Genomic DNA, 16,235 nt, shown 5'->3' with positions numbered 1-16,235 from the left:
GAACTTTGTGAAATTAACGAGAAGAGAATTTCTAATCAAAGGAACGGCGTTATTCGCAACCCTTGGGCTTGGTGGTGCACTTTTCACAGAAACGGGTAAATCTCTATGGGCAGGGAGCTCCGAATCTAGCGTGGAGGACCCAGTGTTAGTTGTTGTGCAGTTAAGCGGCGGTAATGACGGGATCAATACATTGATTCCATATGGACAGGGCCTCTATTATGATTCACGGCCTACGCTTGCATATGAACAGAAGGACGTACTGGCGCTCGATTCTCACGTTGGCTTACATCCTATTCTCACAGGATTGGCAGCGTTGTATAAGTTAGGCAAAATGGCTATTATACAAGGTGTTGGATATCCGGAGCCTAATCATTCTCACTTTCGTTCTATGGAAATTTGGCAAACCGCAGAGCCCGCGAAAATGAGCCGCAGCGGTTGGCTGGCACGGTACGCGGAAGCTTCCTTACAGAGGAATCCGAATCCGTTAAAAGTGATTCAAATTGGCGGTTCAGGGAGCAAAGCCTTCGCCTCTGATCAATCAAGCTTTCCAGTGATTCAATCCTTAGAGTCCTATCATGTATTCGATCCCAAGACAGCGTTGATGGACAAGAATAGAATAACCAAAGCGTTCTTGGATATGTATGGGGCATCGAATCCGTCCAACCAACTGCGGGTCATTTCTTCTCGAGGATCGGAAGCCTATAAAAGTGTCGAAGCGATCCAAGCGCTTGCTGCCACTTATACGAAGAAAATTGAGTATCCAAACACGAATTTTGCGCGGGACTTACAACTTGTAACGAAACTGTTGGTTGGAAAGTCCGGGACGCGACTCTTCAATGTAGAAGTAGGTGGATTCGACGATCATGCGGATGAGAAGCTGCAGCATGCACAAATGCTGACGCAGGTCGATGAAGGGCTAACCGCGTTCTATCAGGATTTGCAGGCACAGGGGCTGCAGGATCGCGTCGCTGTTATGGTGTTCTCCGAGTTTGGACGTCGTGTTAGAGAGAACGGCAGCGGTGGAACAGACCACGGAACAGCGGCACCGATGTTTGTCATTGGCGGCAAGGTGAAGGGTGGTCTATACGGCGCCTATCCGAGCTTGAGTAACTTAGACAATGGGGATTTGAAATATGAGGTTGATTTCCGTTCTGTATATAGTACATTAATTGACTCGTGGTTAAATGGGGATACAGCAACAGTGCTAGGTAAAACGTATGAAAATTTAAAATTCATTTAAGGTGAGGTGCGCGGTTGGAACTAGCGGCAATTTCAGATCATATTGCGGAGGGTTTGCGAATTCTCTTCGTTGGCTATAACCCTAGTATCCGATCAGGAGAAACGGGACATCACTATGCGAATCCGAGTAATCGATTTTATCGCATCTTGTTACAGGCGGGCTTAACTCCAAGGCTCTACAAGCCGCAAGAGGATGGCGATCTGCTTGAAATCGGTTATGGCTTCACGAATATCGTGGCACGTCCTTCATTGACGGCAGCGGAAATTACGGCAGACGAGTACCGTGAGGGCAGACATATTCTGAGAGAGAAAATTGAGAGCTATCGACCAAAGGTCGTTTGTTTCGTGGGGAAGGGTGTCTACGAGCAGTATAGCTGCCGCAGAGGCATCTCCTGGGGAAGTCAACCGCATCCGATTGTAGAAGGCGTTATTGATTATGTGTGTCCGTCTTCTAGCGGACTTGTGCGTATGAAGCTGGAAGATATGGTAGCGATTTATCGAGGAATTCTGACAAGTCTTGTAGAGCCTGTTTGAGGTTTTACTTGATGCTTGCACAGAATATTGCTATCATAGCCATAATACAAAAGCAAAGGTGTGGTCACTCATGGGAAACAGGGCCTATAACTTTAACGCAGGGCCTGCGGCTTTACCTCTCGAAGTACTTCAGAGAGCACAAGAAGAGTTTGTTGATTTTAAAGGCATTGGCATGTCCATCATGGAAATTTCTCACCGTAGTTCGGAATATGAGCAAGTGCACAATGAAACACAAGCGTTATTGAAGCGTATTTTTGGTATTCCGGACGGGTACCAAATTCTCTTCTTGACAGGTGGAGCAAGCTCTCAGTTCTCCATGATCCCTATGAATTTCTTGAAGCCAGGCAAGGTTGGCAGCTATGTGCTGACAGGCGCTTGGGCCGAGAAGGCTGTGCAAGAAGCAGCACTATTCGGAGAAGTTTCTCTTGCAGCTAGTTCGAAAGAACAGAAATTTATGAAAATTCCTGCATTGAGTGACATTAACCTAGATCCGAATTCAGCTTACCTGCACATCACGTCCAATGAGACGATTGAAGGTGCACAATTCCAAAGCTTTCCGGAAACAGGCAACATTCCTTTGATCGGTGACATGTCTAGTGATATCTTGAGCCGCCCAGTCGACGTTTCGAAGTTCAGCATGATCTATGCGGGAGCACAGAAGAACCTTGGACCATCTGGTGTGACAGTTGCGATTATTAAAGACGATTTACTAACTGATTTGCCAAAAACAATCCCAACCATGATGCGTTATGAAACGCATAGCAAAAACAATTCCTTGTACAATACACCGCCGGCCTATTCCATTTATATGGTGAATCTCGTATTGAAATGGATTGAGGAGCAAGGTGGATTAACCGTTATTGAGAAAAATAATATCGAAAAGTCAGGCCTTATTTATAGCGCAATCGATAGCAGCAATGGCTTCTACCGTGGACCAGTGGATCTAGGAAGCCGTTCTACGATGAACATTACGTTCCGCTTGCAAGATGAAGAGCTGGAGAAGAAGTTCATTAAGGAAACCGAGCAGCAAGGGTTCGTTGGATTGAAAGGTCATCGCAGTGTCGGTGGTTTACGTGCTTCCACGTATAACGCAGTACCTTATGCATCATGTAAAGCACTCGCTGATTTCATGACGGATTTCCAACAACGCAACAGCTAGAAAATGATTTAAGCTATTCATGGCACCCTCGTGTGCGCGTGAATAGCTTTTTTTGTCTTGAGGCATGTAGTTTCGACCGAAGGGTTTGGAAGCCTGTAGAGGCTCTCTGAGCAGGTTTAAAGACGGCAACTGGAAGGAGAGTTGGAACTAGATCTAGTAGAGGATAATCGTCCTAGTCATTTCGACATATCCGAAAAAATCAAGTAAAATATGAAAATATTTTTTCTAAACCCATCGAGCCACGCCCCGTCTAGGATTAGGTGTTTTCTAAAAGTAAATAGGCCGTTTTGCTCGTTGACAAACACAATATATTGATATAAATTTGAATCTATCAACTAGATGTCGTGATAAAAAGCGCATTGCGAGATTGCTAGCGGAAGGCTCATATCGAGTCGGAAATCAAGTGAAACCGCAGGTTTCAAGCTTTTTTGACCGTTAACGGAGTCGTTAAGAAATGCAGATTCTGTCGATTCATGAGTAGTTAAACTCGCGAATGACAGACGATAGAATTGGAATCTTTACTACATATAGGTTGCTCGCAAGTGATGGCACAAGATAGAGAGAATTGAAAATGATAGGAGACGGAAGCTATGTTGATTGCTTACGATTCGAAGACTGGAAATGTTCGCCGTTTTATTGCGAAGCTCCAGATGCCCGCGGTTCAAATAGAGGAAGCGATGACAATGGACGAGCCATTCGTACTCGTGACGTATACAACTGGCTTTGGACAAATTCCTCCCAAGGTAGCTTCTTTCCTAGAAAGCAATTCCTCTCGTCTTCAAGGCGTTGCAGCAAGCGGTAATCGCAACTGGGGAGACGGCTTCGCCAAAAGCGCAGATACGATCTCAGCACTTTATGATGTTCCCGTATTAACCAAATTTGAATTATCCGGTACTAAAAATGATGTAGAACGATTTGTTCAGGGGGTACAAGCAATTGCGGCACATTGAACTTAATAATGAATTAATGCAACGCGGTACGGATGGTTTTTTCCAATTAGAGAAGGATAAAGAAGCTGTTAAGGTGTTCATACAAGAAGTCCACAGCCGAAGCCTCACATTCCCCGATACCTCTTCGAAGGTTCGTTATATGATCGACAATAACTTCTACGAGAACGTTTATGACAAATACACCGAAGATGAAGTTAACAGCGTGTATCAAGTGGCACACGACAATCAATTCGAGTTCGCATCATATATGGCAGCTTCGAAATTTTATACAGATTACGCTTTGCGCAGTGATGATAAGACGTTATATCTGGAGCATTTCCCTGATCGCGTAGCGATCGTAGCCCTGTACTTGGGTCGCGGAAACGCAGAGACAGCACGAGTGCTGGCCCTATCCATGATGGAGCAGCGCTTGCAGCCAGCGACACCTACGTTCTTGAACGCAGGCAAGAGCCGTCGCGGTGAATTGGTGTCTTGTTTCTTATTAGAAATGGATGATTCCTTAAATTCCATCAACTATGTATTAGCAACATGTATGCAGTTGTCCAAAATTGGCGGCGGTGTAGCCGTGAACTTATCAAAGCTTCGTGGGCGCGGTGAAACGATTAAAGGCGTTGAGGGTGCGGCGAAAGGTATTATTCCTGTACTTAAGCTAATGGAGGATGCGTTCTCCTATGCGGATCAAATGGGTCAACGCAAGGGCTCAGGTGCGGCGTATTACAACATTTTCGGCTGGGACGTTATGGAGTTCCTAGATAGTAAGAAAATTAATGCGGATGAGAAATCCCGTTTGAAAACACTCTCCATCGGACTTATTGTACCGAATAAGTTTTATAAGTTGGCGGAGGAGAACAAGCCTCTACATATTTTCGCTCCTTACACCGTTCTGCAAGCTTATGGCAAGCATATGGATGATCTGGATATGGATGAAATGTATGATGAACTTCTAGCGAACCCTAAAGTTAAGAAGAAAGCAATCATGAATGCACGTGATATGCTGACCAAAATTGCGACAACTCAACTGGAATCCGGTTATCCATATATGATGAATCGTACGAATGCGAATAAGGATCATGCCCTGAAGGGGATTGGGACGATCAAGATGTCCAATCTTTGTACAGAGATTTTCCAATTGCAAGAAACGTCCGAAATCAATGATTACGGTCAAGAAGACACCATTCTTCGCGATATCAGCTGTAATCTTGCTTCGATGAATATTGCCAATGTGATGGATCGTAAGAAGCTGCGCGAAACCGTGCACGAAGGCATGATTGCCCTAACTTCTGTGAGTGATATGACGACGATCCACAATGCGCCAGGTGTTGCCAAAGCGAATCGTGAACTGCATTCTGTTGGTCTTGGTGTTATGAATTTGCACGGCTATTTGTCCAAGAACAAAATTGCTTACGAGAGTGCTGAAGCAAAGGATTTCGTTCGCACCTTCTTTGCAGCGATGAATTTCTATTCCATTGAAAAAAGTATGGAGATTGCCAAAGAATCCGGCCAAACTTTCGAAGGCTTTGAGCTATCGGAATATGCGAATGGGAACTATTTTACCCGTTATACAGAAATAGATTACCGTCCGCTGTCGGATAAAGTGAAAGCTTTATTCGAAGGTATGCCGATTCCGTCGCCTAGCGATTGGAAAGCGTTGCAAGCTGACGTTCAGAAGCACGGTCTGTATCACGCTTACCGTTTGGCTGTAGCGCCAACACAAAGTATCTCGTATATCCAAAATTCAACATCCAGCGTTATGCCAATTGTTGAACCAATTGAGACACGTACGTATGCGAACTCGACAACGTATTATCCGATGCCATTCATGGCACGTGACAATTTCTTCTACTATAAATCCGCTTATCAAATGGATCAATTCAAGATTCTTGACCTCATCTCGGAGATTCAAACGCATGTGGATCAAGGGATCTCGACCATTTTACACGTAAACAGTGATGTTTCAACAAGACAACTTGCTAGATTATACCTGTATGCGGCACACAAAGGACTTAAATCGCTCTACTACACACGAACCAATCAGCTATCCGTTGAGGAATGTGTAAGCTGCTCGGTATAATTAGGAAGGGGACTACCATTCATGACAAGTGCACCAACGATCAATAAACCCATCGTCAAAAAAGCGGTGAATTGGAACCGGCCTGATGATGATTTTACGATTACGTTCTGGAATCAAAATATTATGCAATTCTGGACAGATGAAGAAATTCCATTGTCTGATGATAAAATGTCCTGGATTACACTCAGCAACGTTGAACGTGAGCTATATATGAAGGTGCTTGGCGGTCTGACATTGCTTGATACGATGCAAGGTGGAGTAGGGATGCCGAAGATTCTTGAGCATGTGGATGGGCTGCAGCGCAAAGCTGTGCTTAGCTTCATGGGGATGATGGAGCAGATTCATGCGAAGTCTTACAGCTCGATTTTCACTACGTTGTCTACGACAGAAGAGATCAACGAGCTGTTCCAATGGGTGGAGCGTAATCCACACTTGCAGTTTAAAGCGAATAAGATTTCACATTATTATGAAAATATTAATACGACCAAAGAGCTGTATCTAGCGATGGCTTCGTCAGTTCTGCTAGAAAGCTATTTATTCTATAGCGGTTTCTACTATCCGTTGTACTTAGCTGGCCAAGGTAAAATGACGAGCAGCGGCGAAATCATTGACTTGATTCTGCGCGATGAGAGCATCCACGGGTTGTACATCGGCGTGTTGGCACAAGAGGTCTACGCGGAGCTAAGCCCTGCTGAGCAAGATGAGGCGTACGCGACATTGTGTGCGCTGCTGAAAGAGCTTCATGCGAATGAAGAAGGCTACACGGATAGTCTATATGGACCGCTGGGTCTGGCGGACGAAGTGAAAGCATTCCTACGCTACAACGCGAATAAGGCGTTTATGAACTTGGGCGTTGAACCGATGTTCCCGGAAGAGGATATCAACCCGATTGTCTTGAACGGACTGAGCACGAAGACGAAGCAGCATGACTTTTTCTCCAAAAAAGGCAATGGATATGTGCGCACGATTCACGTCGAGGCTTTGACGGACGATGATTTTGTATTTTAAGTAAAATAGATGAAAGATAAACCACCTAGGATGACTGGGTGGTTTTTTTGTTTGAGTCTAGTTCAGTCTCAAGGCTGATTTACTGCGTAACATTGTTATGTTACATTGAAATGGCAAAGGAGGGATGTACATTGGATGAAGATTTGATATCGAAGAAAGAGCTACTCGAGCTAACAGGCATATCTTATGGGCAACTTTACCGCTGGAAACGCAAAAACTTAGTTCCAGAGGAATGGTTTATACGAAAATCAGCGTTTACGGGGCAGGAAACGTTCTTTCCGAAGGGGCAGATGTTGGCGCGTATCGATAAGATTGTAAATATGAAAGATGATTTATCGCTAGATGAATTAGCGGATGTGTTTTCAATCGTGCCAAATGACATGAAAATAGACAAATTAGAGCTAATTAAACGAAACATTGTTTCTCAGCAAACAATAGATTATGCATCCCCATTTTTGGGAACGACAGCGGTATACAGCTTTGAAGAAACGTTGTTTCTGTTTCTATTAGAGGATTGCTTACAATCCGGTGAAATAAGCCTCGATGAAGGGAAATACTTGCTTCTAACCATGAAAGAGCAATATGCCAAATTTGAAGGTAAGCCTTGTGATCTGATATTTATACGTAAGATGGGCTTAACTTTATTTCTACTCGTTACGACAGGCAGTGAATTATTCTTCGAGCAAGGTGTGAAGGTTGTGCTCCGTGTGCAGGTGGCGAAGAAGATTGAAGAACTGAAGCTGAAAATAACAACAACGTGAGGAGGTGACACTATGCATACAGCAGAATTGAAGCGTAAATTGATGATTTCCGGAATAGGATCTTCTAATGGCGGGAGCTTCCGTACAGTTAAAATCGACGGTATTGGGCGTCTGGAAGGGGACGTTATATGCTCCGATTTTACGCTAAATGGGCGTGCAGAAGTTAATGGTAGTATTACATCTGAAACGGCAGAATTGCATGGAACGCTAACGATTCAGGGGAATCTGAAGGCCAAAAGTACCCGAATTCATGGCAAAGTCAAGATTGAGGGCAATTATGCGGGTGAGAGCCTTGAAATTAATGGCTCTTCAATAATAACAGGCAACTGTGAGGCGGAGAAGTTTAATGCCAATGGTAAGCTGCAGGTGGGCACGCTTAATGCAGATACAGTCCTTGTTACCTTGCATGGGCATAGTAAAATTTCAGAGATCGGCGGAGAACGAATCCAAATACGTAAGCAGCGAGGCATTGGCTTGGCAAGTTGGTTGAAGATTCTGCCTCTGGGGATTGGTAATCATTTGACGGTTCAAACCGTCGAAGGCGACCATATTTACTTGGAATATACAACGGCTGATGTCGTAAGAGGAGCGGATATTACAATTGGACCTGGTTGTGAGATTGGACTCATCGAATATACGGCAAAGCTCGAGCAAGATAAGCAATCTAAGGTGAAACGCAGTGAAAAAGTGTAGCGTAGAGAGGAGGGTTTGAGGTACAATGGGTCTAGATACAAACAAACGTTCGCTTACTAGTAATTTGAAGATTACGGGCAGCTCTACCGCGGCAGGGGGCCAGTATGATCGAATGAAAATTGTTGGAGAAGGCATTATTGAAGGCGATACGAGATGCCGGTTTCTGAAATGCATCGGAACACTAGAGATGGAAGGTAATTTGCAGGCAGGCGAAGCGGGCATTGTGGGCACTTTTTCATTGACGGGGAATGTTCGAAGCGATACAATGAAAAATTCGGGAACGGTGAGTATCAGCGGTGATGCGGAAATCGGGTCACTTGCTGGTTCAGGGACGATTGAAGTGAAAGGCCATATGCAAGGCAATAAGATCGCACTTAAAGGGCATATCGCTGCAGGAGGGGATTGCGAAGTCGATGTGTTTCATCTAAAGGGAATGTTTGATGTTGGGGGACTCCTGAACGCAGGAGAGATCGACATTAGGCTTTTCCAAGATTCAACGGCGAAAGAGATTGGCGGAGAGAAAATTAGAATTCGCAAAGCGAGTTTGCTTCATCCGTTTAGCTTGTTCTTCAGACCCTCACCGCATGCCAAGGTAACGGTATCGGTTATTGAAGGGGATGATATCTACGTGGAGCACACGAGAGCGAAAGTTGTTCGCGGCAACCAAGTTGTCATCGGTCCTGGTTGTGAAGTTGATCTGGTAGAATACAAGGTACACTTAGAGAAGAAGAAGGGTGCCATTGTGAAAGAGTCACGCAAGTTGTAATATGTCTGTAAGTTCAGGGTGTAAGGCGAAAACAAATTGTAAAGGAATGTGTACGAATGACGAGTTCAAATAATAAAGTAGGCTTCGTCTTAGCAGGTCTACTCTTGGCCATGTTAATGGCGTCAATGGATAATACAATTGTTGCCACAGCGATGGGAACCATTGTAGGAGATCTCGGTGGATTGGATAAGTTTGTTTGGGTAACATCGGCCTATATGGTCGCTGAAATGGCGGGTATGCCAATTTTTGGTAAGTTGTCCGATATGTTCGGGCGTAAACGGTTTTTCATTTTTGGATTAATCGTATTTTTGTGTGCTTCCATGTTATGTGGTACAGCCGAAAGCATTGTACAGTTGAGTATTTACCGTGCTCTTCAAGGGATTGGCGGCGGTGCGCTGATTCCAATTGCATTTACGATCATGTTTGATACTGTACCTGTTGAGCAACGTGGGAAGCTTGGCGGATTGTTCGGTGCGGTGTTTGGTTTATCAAGTATTTTTGGTCCTTTACTCGGTGCGTATATTACCGATTATATTAACTGGCACTGGGTATTTTATGTGAATATTCCACTAGGTGTCTTGTCACTTATCTTCATTGCGATGTTTTATAAAGAATCACCGATTCATACGAAGCAAAAGATCGACTGGTGGGGTGCCGTTACGCTTGTTGGTGCCGTTGTCAGCATGATGTTTGCCCTTGAGCTCGGTGGGAATAAATATGCGTGGGATTCCAGCTTAATTATCGGACTGTTTGCAGCTTTCGCGGTTCTTACAATTAGTTTTATCTTTATTGAGAGAAAAGTCATCGAACCGATTATCTCATTCCCGATGTTTAAGATACGTTTGTTTACAACGAGTAATGCGCTTGGTTTATTGAGCGGGATGGGCTTTATCACGGCTTCTGTCTACATTCCGATTTATATTCAAGGTGTACTTGGCGGAACAGCTACCAATTCTGGTCTCGTTCTATTGCCGATGATGGTGGGCTCCGTTTTCTCTGCGGTAGGCGGTGGTTTCTTAATGAATAAGATGCCATACCGTAACATTATGATGATCTTTGTTGTGATTCTAGCAGCAGGTATGTTCATGCTGACACAGCTTGACCCAGATACAAGCCGCTTGTATGTGACAATGTGCATGATCGTCGTCGGTGTAGGGATCGGTGCGAGTTTCTCCGTTCTTTCCAACTCGGCGATTCATCACTTCGATCCGTCGCAGCGTGGTTCAGTGAATGCAACCGTCTCTTTCATTCGTTCCCTAGGTATGACATTAGGAATTACGCTATTCGGAATCATTCAACGGAATGATTTCACTACGAAGCTTAAGGAGATTTTCGCTGGAAGCGGGCAAGGGAACATGGCAGATAATCCTGCGTTTAGTGATCCTAGGGTGCTTCTGGCACCTGAAATGCGTGCCCAAATCCCTACACCTGTACTAGATAAAATTACAGCAGGGTTATCATCTTCGATTTCATATACATTCATGTGGGCACTGATTCCAACAGCTTTGGCTGTCGTAGCAGCGGTTCTCATGAGTAAAGAGCGCTTGACCGAATCATTAGAGCATAAGCAAGCTGAGCAAGCTGCAGCAGAATTGAAAGCTCAATAGAAAGAAGCCTCATCCATGTAGGATTCCTACGTGAATGAGGCTATTTTTTTGCAAAAATAGAGAGCTAAACCTTTTCTAATTAAGCGTAAGACTCCTTAATAACTGGCTCAGTCAATTTATATCCGACATTGCGGATGGTCATGATATATTCAGGGTGACGTGCATTTTGCTCTATTTTGTCACGGAGATGAGAGATATGGACGTCAACGATTCGTGTATCGCCGAGGAAGTGATAGTCCCACACGCCGTGAAGCAGTTGTTGCCGACTAAGCACTTTCCCACGATGCTTGCAGAGGAAAAGAAGCAGCTCAAATTCCTTCGGCGTCAGCTCGATAGGTGCGCCATTCATCGTCACTTCGCGTTGCTCTGCCTTAACAGAGATTTGGCCGATCGCAATCGGTGCTTCTTCCGTCGTAGAAGGCAGGGTCTGGATGCGGCGATGAATCGCTTGAATGCGAGAGACGAGCTCGAGCGGTGAGAAAGGCTTCGTCATGTAATCATCTGCGCCATTGTCTAGACCGGCGATTTTATCAGTAAGATCCTGCATGGCCGTCAACATAATAATGGGAACGAGGTTATTCTGGCTTCTCAACTTGCGGCATACCTGTAAGCCGTCCATCTTGGGCAGCATGAGATCGAGAACAATGAGATCAGGGCGAAACGATTGAATCGCACCGAAAACAGCTTCCCCGTCGAACACACAGTGTACCTCGAAGCCGGCAAGCTTCAGGTTGAATTCAATGAGCATGGAGATGGAAGGTTCGTCATCAACAATTAATATTTTCTTTTTCATCGTTAGCTAGGCTCCTTTTAATGAAGGATACCTCTAGTATGACGTACCTCTATCATCGCGATATTAAGATAAAGTTAACCCAGTGTTAAATTGCAATCGGGCACAGGTTATAATAGGATAGAGAATGAGGTGAATGTATAAAGATGGCTTTTCATATTGTATTAGTAGAACCCGAGATTCCAGCGAACACAGGCAATATTTCTCGCACATGTGCCGCAACAGGCGCTCATCTTCATTTGGTAAGACCCCTTGGCTTTGACACCGATGATAAGACGCTGAAGCGCGCTGGCTTAGATTATTGGCATTCGGTGAAGATTCACTACCACGATTCTTTCGATGAAGTGATGGCAGCGTATGAAGGCCATAGATTCTTCTTTGCATCGACGAAAGCAAGCAAACGTTATTCGGATTTTGCCTTCCAAGATGGCGATTTCTTCGTGTTTGGTAAAGAGACCAAAGGACTGCCAGAGGAGCTGCTGCATCAACATCCAGATACGTTAATCCGGTTGCCAATGTCCGACGCGGTAAGATCATTAAATCTTTCCAACTCAGCGGCTATTATTTTATATGAGGGATTACGCCAAACAGGGTTTGTGGGTCTTGAGTAGGGGGGCTTACGTCCTATGTTTTTTGGTGCAAAACCGACATTTTTGACAAGAAAAGAAAGTTTTTAGGGCTTTCGCAGAAGGAATTTCATGATTCACGGCGAATAGTATCGGTAAGCTCGATATGGAAATGTTGGTCGATGTGAAATTGCCGGAAGTGTAGAAAACGTCTGGGAAAAGAGAGGTGAAGTCCTATGATGAAGCCAGCTGGAGTCGTACGTAAAGTCGATCAATTGGGACGAATCGTATTACCTAAATCATTAAGAAAGCGATATCAAATGAACGAGGGAGATCCTGTAGAAATTCTGGTACAGGGTGACCATATCATTCTCGAGAGATATCGTCCGAAATGCGTGTTCTGCGGTAGCATGGAAAGTGTCAGTGAATTTAAAGAGCGTTATATTTGCGGCGTTTGTGTAACTGAAATGAACCTGCTTAAGGCGAGAGCCTAGTAGTTAAAAAAAGAAAAAGCATCGCTTTCTCTATTGGGAGAAGGCGATGCTTTTTTTCTTGGCTTAAAGACCTTTTGTTTTGTCCTCGTTATAGGAAGCCGTCAACATAGCGACGATGAATAATAGAAAAACGGAATTAACGAGCCAAAATGTAGTGGATAAACCGAACATTGCTGCACCTCCTAAAAGTTTTCGGCAGAAAACTGACTTCGTAAGCATCCCCTATAGGGTTAAAGAACGTTTTTGCAAAATATAAGCATTTTTATTTGTTTCACATAATAAGTCGGCTATATTTCCCCATAAACATACTCGTCCTTTTAGGACGGCGTAGGCGTTTATTTTGCATAGTTAAGGCTTATTATACCCAACCATCCCCAAAAAAGAAACGAATATTGTGTGAATAATTTGGATTATTTGAAAAACAAGAAGTTCGTAGCAAGAGGTCGGAGTCTTCCATCCGACGGGCGATTGATCACGCTGCCTCCCCAGACGAGCGTAGTCGAGCCACCGCCATCCAAGTTATAAGCATCCACGACGCCAAGTTGCTGCATTTTATCCTGCAGCTCAGCAAGCGTAGCACCTGAATTGCCGCTCTCATCGTAGCCATCTGTGACAAGGAATAAGAGCTGGTCATGCTTATAGTTGGCCATCACGGTTCGCGCTGCTCTTGCTGGTGAGCTTTGCCATTGATACGGAATGGACGTTTTACTGCCATTTTTCATCAGCACGGGGACGAAGGTCGAACCCATCAGTGGGTTTAGCTTATCGAGCTCTGATTGGGAGCTGAACTTGCCTCCGATCAGTTTGCGGTCTTTGTTCAAGCCAATGAAAGCTGTGTCATTGTTGGTGGGGAAGAAGCCGTTGACATATTTCCCGTTCATAACTGTAGTGTCAAGTGGGTAACGTCTTCCTCGATTATCGTCCGCGAAGCCGCCAGCGTTAATGCCAACAACGGCGCCATAGCGCGAAGCTGCGGCTAAAGTCGTTTCACTGGAGCCGAGCTTATCATTCCCCAATACGAGCTTGATCGCTTTATCGCTTTTGAGGTTCACTTTAAGAGCATAACCTGAATAATGTTTTTCATTCAAAGCGAACAACTGAATGTCGATATTGCCAGAAGTGGCTTGGCGGATCGGACTGCCGAGCTTAGCTGTAATCCGTGCATCATAGATAAGTCCGGGTTTGGCGATTGTGGAAGCCGCGCTTTGGAGCATGGCTGTTACTTCTGCGGTACTCTTCTCGTACAGCTGGAAATACTGCTGAATGACGGTTTTCGTTTGGACCGCATCATTATTCGCTTGGGTCAACAGGCTGTTTAAAGTGGTTGTCTCTTGCGCAAGATTGATCGGTGTCAAAGCAACCGGCGACTTCACTGGGATGGAAATATGCAGGGAGACGAAGAGCAGCCAAATCAGCATACCTAGAAAAGGTGCGCAGGCCAGCAACATAACACGATTGACTTGCTGAATCGAATTCGCTGTCATTATTTCAACACATCCAGATTTTTGGTCAGCTCATCCAGCTTCTTCTTGACGTCAGCGAGCTGCGTATAAAGTTGATTACTATTATCGGTCTTGCTGTTAGCGCTATCTTTGGTGAAAGCCAGTAATTCATTCAATGAATCTACCTTGGCCTGCAAAGTCTTCATATCGGAAGATACACTATCCTTCAATTGAGAGACTTGGTTCTGATAATCTTGTTGAATGACTTGTAATTGCTGCTGGGTTTGCTGTGCGATATCGGTTGATATTTGTTGCCTCAGATGTTCAGTGTACATCATCGTAGCTGTTACTCCGACTGCGATCAGCATGACCCAACCCACGAATAGGAAGACATACGTTTTCTTCTTGACCCTGGTTGCTTTCGACGTGCGGGGAAAAGAATTCGCCGTTGCGCTCTCAATGGGCATACTCATGAAAATCACCTCTTACTACTAGTATAGCATATTCCATTATTTTCTCGGAACTTTAGATAGAATTCGCTGTTTTTCGATATTCACCGGGGGTCATGCCCGACATTTTTTTGAATACCTTGCTGAAATATTTCTCATCTTGATAACCAACCATCTCAGCAACCTGAGAAATGCGAAGATTTGGATTGCAGAGCAGCACCTTGGCTTTGCTCATCCGAATTTGACCTAAATAATCAGAGAGATTGACGGTAAACTCCTGTTTAAACTTGCGGGAGATGTACTCGCGGCTGAGATAAAAACGACTGGCGATATCCGCAAGTGAAATATCCTCGTGATAATGCTTTTCTAGAAAGCCGGCGATTTCAAAAATCACATTGTTATCTTTATGTTGGCTCTCCAGATGGAGCTTGGATACTTGAATAAGGCTGCGGGTCAGCTCTTGCTGCCAGAGAGATAGGGACAATATGCCTTTCTCATCAAGCGTAATAATCGAGGCTGCGTTATCCTCAAGAAGTAACGGCTGTATGTCTTCCTCACGGATATCCGGTATCAATTGCTGGATCCAACGACGCATCATAACCCGATATTCTCCCCACCAATGCTCCAGCTGAGCAGGCGTAATAACATCACAGTTCTTGATGGCATCAATCCAGATCTGAACAATATCCTGGATCTGCTCGACATTTCCACTGCGCAGGGCTAGATGAATTTGTTCTTCAAATTGGTGAAAAGTCAGTGTTTGCTGGGATCCCTTGCTCGGGATCCAGTTCGTATGAATCCACGTTTCTTTGGTTGTCAGATTACGCTGCCGCAGTGCGTCTCGCGCCTCTTGATAGGATAGCTTCAAGTGATTAGGGAAGCTGTGAGCACTTCCAATCCCGAAATCTACACGGGCATGCAAGGCGGTACGTATACCATCATTAATCGTCGCCAACAGTTCTTCTGCCATGGATGGAGCAGACCATAAGAAGAGGACAATTTCATTCAAATTATGCAAGTGCCGGAAGGCATAGCCGCGCTTATGCGGAACAAGAAATTCATTGCAAATATTAATCAGCGAGAAGAGGAGAAGATCAATATTTTGACTGAATTTATTTTTAATACTAGCTTCCATCGTGTCTAAGGATAGAATGGCAACACGACAGGTTGCAACGCTTCTAGATAAATGAAGCTCGCGCTCCAACTGGTCAGCCACTGGTTCATAGCTGCCAGGCTCGGCAATCAATGCGGATAGCAGCTTATCCCAGTAAATAGGTTTAAATTGGTTAACCTCGATATTCAACTCGCGATTGGCATGCCTCTGTTCCTCATCTTTGAGCCAAGTTTGAATCGCTTTGTCTAAAGCTTCGTTCAACTGATCCGGGTCAATCGGCTTCAAAATATAATCCGTTCCACCATACTTCACGGTGTGCCGCAGTAAAGAGAAGTCGTCGTGACCGCTGATGACGATGGTCTTGGCATCAGGCGCATGGCGATGCAGCCATTCAAGCAGCTTGACGCCGTTCATGATGGGCATCATCATATCGGTCATAATAATCTCCGGATGCTCACTGTTCACTAAAGCAATCGCGGCTTCCCCATCAGGTGCTTCCAGGATCGTATCGATCCCATAATGCTTCCAATTCACAAGTAATCGGATGGCATCGCGCACATGCTTCTCGTCATCTACGAGTAGTACTTTCATA

The 16,235-nt window shown here is 44.7% G+C and carries 16 protein-coding genes; 12 read left to right on the top strand and 4 right to left on the bottom strand.

The features are described from left to right. The first annotated feature begins 7 nt into the window (after positions 1 to 7). The 10 genes from ACSQ8P_RS28030 to ACSQ8P_RS27985 all read left to right on the top strand — a co-directional run bounded on the left by ACSQ8P_RS28030 (position 8) and on the right by ACSQ8P_RS27985 (position 10,788). Positions 8 to 1,240, top strand: coding sequence for a DUF1501 domain-containing protein (locus ACSQ8P_RS28030; RefSeq protein WP_436238198.1), 1,233 nt, complete (start codon positions 8 to 10; stop codon positions 1,238 to 1,240). A gap of 14 nt (positions 1,241 to 1,254) precedes the next feature. Next, complete coding sequence (gene mug, locus ACSQ8P_RS28025) at positions 1,255 to 1,773, top strand: G/U mismatch-specific DNA glycosylase (protein ID WP_436238197.1); 519 nt, start codon at positions 1,255 to 1,257, stop codon at positions 1,771 to 1,773. Between the two features lie 70 nt (positions 1,774 to 1,843). Beyond that, positions 1,844 to 2,932: a 3-phosphoserine/phosphohydroxythreonine transaminase gene (gene serC, locus ACSQ8P_RS28020; RefSeq protein WP_436238196.1), complete on the top strand. Its 1,089-nt coding sequence runs from the start codon at positions 1,844 to 1,846 to the stop codon at positions 2,930 to 2,932. Between the two features lie 590 nt (positions 2,933 to 3,522). Further along, positions 3,523 to 3,882 (top strand): class Ib ribonucleoside-diphosphate reductase assembly flavoprotein NrdI, encoded by a 360-nt coding sequence (gene nrdI, locus ACSQ8P_RS28015; RefSeq protein WP_056609533.1) that lies wholly within the window; start codon positions 3,523 to 3,525, stop codon positions 3,880 to 3,882. After that, entirely contained in the window at positions 3,869 to 5,953 is a 2,085-nt protein-coding gene (gene nrdE, locus ACSQ8P_RS28010; protein WP_436238195.1) for a class 1b ribonucleoside-diphosphate reductase subunit alpha, read from the top strand. Before nrdI ends, nrdE begins: the two co-directional genes overlap by 14 nt. A gap of 21 nt (positions 5,954 to 5,974) precedes the next feature. Continuing rightward, the gene (nrdF, locus tag ACSQ8P_RS28005) at positions 5,975 to 6,961 is read left to right on the top strand and encodes a class 1b ribonucleoside-diphosphate reductase subunit beta (RefSeq protein WP_171630010.1); all 987 of its coding nucleotides are present in this window, start codon (positions 5,975 to 5,977) and stop codon (positions 6,959 to 6,961) included. A gap of 131 nt (positions 6,962 to 7,092) precedes the next feature. Continuing rightward, positions 7,093 to 7,722, top strand: a complete 630-nt coding sequence (locus ACSQ8P_RS28000) for a YhbD family protein (protein ID WP_436238194.1) — start codon at positions 7,093 to 7,095, stop codon at positions 7,720 to 7,722. Positions 7,723 to 7,734: 12 nt separating this feature from the next. Then, positions 7,735 to 8,415, top strand: coding sequence for a polymer-forming cytoskeletal protein (locus ACSQ8P_RS27995; RefSeq protein WP_436238193.1), 681 nt, complete (start codon positions 7,735 to 7,737; stop codon positions 8,413 to 8,415). A 25-nt stretch (positions 8,416 to 8,440) separates the two neighbouring features. Then, the gene (locus ACSQ8P_RS27990; protein ID WP_436238192.1) at positions 8,441 to 9,181 is read left to right on the top strand and encodes a hypothetical protein; all 741 of its coding nucleotides are present in this window, start codon (positions 8,441 to 8,443) and stop codon (positions 9,179 to 9,181) included. 56 nt (positions 9,182 to 9,237) lie between these two features. After that, positions 9,238 to 10,788 carry an MDR family MFS transporter gene (locus ACSQ8P_RS27985; protein ID WP_436238191.1) on the top strand — a complete coding sequence of 517 codons (1,551 nt, stop codon included), beginning with the start codon at positions 9,238 to 9,240 and terminating at the stop codon, positions 10,786 to 10,788. A gap of 79 nt (positions 10,789 to 10,867) precedes the next feature. Here the strand turns inward: ACSQ8P_RS27985 and ACSQ8P_RS27980 are convergent, their stop codons facing one another. After that, positions 10,868 to 11,581 (bottom strand): response regulator transcription factor, encoded by a 714-nt coding sequence (locus ACSQ8P_RS27980; protein WP_056624673.1) that lies wholly within the window; start codon positions 11,579 to 11,581, stop codon positions 10,868 to 10,870. Positions 11,582 to 11,724: 143 nt separating this feature from the next. On the opposite strand from ACSQ8P_RS27980, the gene trmL reads away from it, so the two are divergent. Both trmL and ACSQ8P_RS27970 read left to right on the top strand, forming a co-directional pair. Further along, on the top strand, positions 11,725 to 12,189 hold the full coding sequence (gene trmL / locus ACSQ8P_RS27975; protein WP_436238190.1) for a tRNA (uridine(34)/cytosine(34)/5-carboxymethylaminomethyluridine(34)-2'-O)-methyltransferase TrmL: 465 nt from the start codon (positions 11,725 to 11,727) through the stop codon (positions 12,187 to 12,189). A 194-nt stretch (positions 12,190 to 12,383) separates the two neighbouring features. Then, the gene (locus ACSQ8P_RS27970; protein WP_056624765.1) at positions 12,384 to 12,638 is read left to right on the top strand and encodes an AbrB/MazE/SpoVT family DNA-binding domain-containing protein; all 255 of its coding nucleotides are present in this window, start codon (positions 12,384 to 12,386) and stop codon (positions 12,636 to 12,638) included. 410 nt (positions 12,639 to 13,048) lie between these two features. On the opposite strand, the gene ACSQ8P_RS27965 is transcribed toward ACSQ8P_RS27970, so the two are convergent. Genes ACSQ8P_RS27965 through ACSQ8P_RS27955 form a run of 3 tightly spaced genes read right to left on the bottom strand, consistent with a single transcriptional unit; the run spans position 13,049 to position 16,234 of the window. After that, positions 13,049 to 14,122 (bottom strand): phosphodiester glycosidase family protein, encoded by a 1,074-nt coding sequence (locus ACSQ8P_RS27965; RefSeq protein ID WP_436238189.1) that lies wholly within the window; start codon positions 14,120 to 14,122, stop codon positions 13,049 to 13,051. Continuing rightward, the gene (locus ACSQ8P_RS27960) at positions 14,122 to 14,553 is read right to left on the bottom strand and encodes a hypothetical protein (RefSeq protein WP_057315385.1); all 432 of its coding nucleotides are present in this window, start codon (positions 14,551 to 14,553) and stop codon (positions 14,122 to 14,124) included. The genes ACSQ8P_RS27965 and ACSQ8P_RS27960 overlap by 1 nt, the downstream gene beginning before the upstream one ends. A 52-nt stretch (positions 14,554 to 14,605) precedes the next feature. Next, positions 14,606 to 16,234: a response regulator gene (locus ACSQ8P_RS27955; protein WP_436238188.1), complete on the bottom strand. Its 1,629-nt coding sequence runs from the start codon at positions 16,232 to 16,234 to the stop codon at positions 14,606 to 14,608. Position 16,235 lies beyond the last annotated feature (1 nt).

Source organism: Paenibacillus sp. LjRoot153, from assembly GCF_964253085.1.
Classification (GTDB): Bacteria; Bacillota; Bacilli; order Paenibacillales; family NBRC-103111; genus Paenibacillus_E.
Note: the sequence above shows the minus strand (reverse complement) of the source record. Positions and strands in the feature narration are given on the sequence as shown.

Coding starts and splice junctions, on each gene's coding strand:
- nrdF (WP_171630010.1), top strand. CDS start 5,975: ATGACAAGTGCACCAACGATCAATAAACCCATCGTCAAAAAAGCGGTG.
- trmL (WP_436238190.1), top strand. CDS start 11,725: ATGGCTTTTCATATTGTATTAGTAGAACCCGAGATTCCAGCGAACACA.
- nrdI (WP_056609533.1), top strand. CDS start 3,523: ATGTTGATTGCTTACGATTCGAAGACTGGAAATGTTCGCCGTTTTATT.
- ACSQ8P_RS27985 (WP_436238191.1), top strand. CDS start 9,238: ATGACGAGTTCAAATAATAAAGTAGGCTTCGTCTTAGCAGGTCTACTC.
- ACSQ8P_RS27970 (WP_056624765.1), top strand. CDS start 12,384: ATGAAGCCAGCTGGAGTCGTACGTAAAGTCGATCAATTGGGACGAATC.
- ACSQ8P_RS27995 (WP_436238193.1), top strand. CDS start 7,735: ATGCATACAGCAGAATTGAAGCGTAAATTGATGATTTCCGGAATAGGA.
- ACSQ8P_RS27980 (WP_056624673.1), bottom strand. CDS start 11,581: ATGAAAAAGAAAATATTAATTGTTGATGACGAACCTTCCATCTCCATG.
- ACSQ8P_RS27965 (WP_436238189.1), bottom strand. CDS start 14,122: ATGACAGCGAATTCGATTCAGCAAGTCAATCGTGTTATGTTGCTGGCC.
- ACSQ8P_RS27955 (WP_436238188.1), bottom strand. CDS start 16,234: ATGAAAGTACTACTCGTAGATGACGAGAAGCATGTGCGCGATGCCATC.
- ACSQ8P_RS27990 (WP_436238192.1), top strand. CDS start 8,441: ATGGGTCTAGATACAAACAAACGTTCGCTTACTAGTAATTTGAAGATT.
- ACSQ8P_RS27960 (WP_057315385.1), bottom strand. CDS start 14,553: ATGAGTATGCCCATTGAGAGCGCAACGGCGAATTCTTTTCCCCGCACG.
- serC (WP_436238196.1), top strand. CDS start 1,844: ATGGGAAACAGGGCCTATAACTTTAACGCAGGGCCTGCGGCTTTACCT.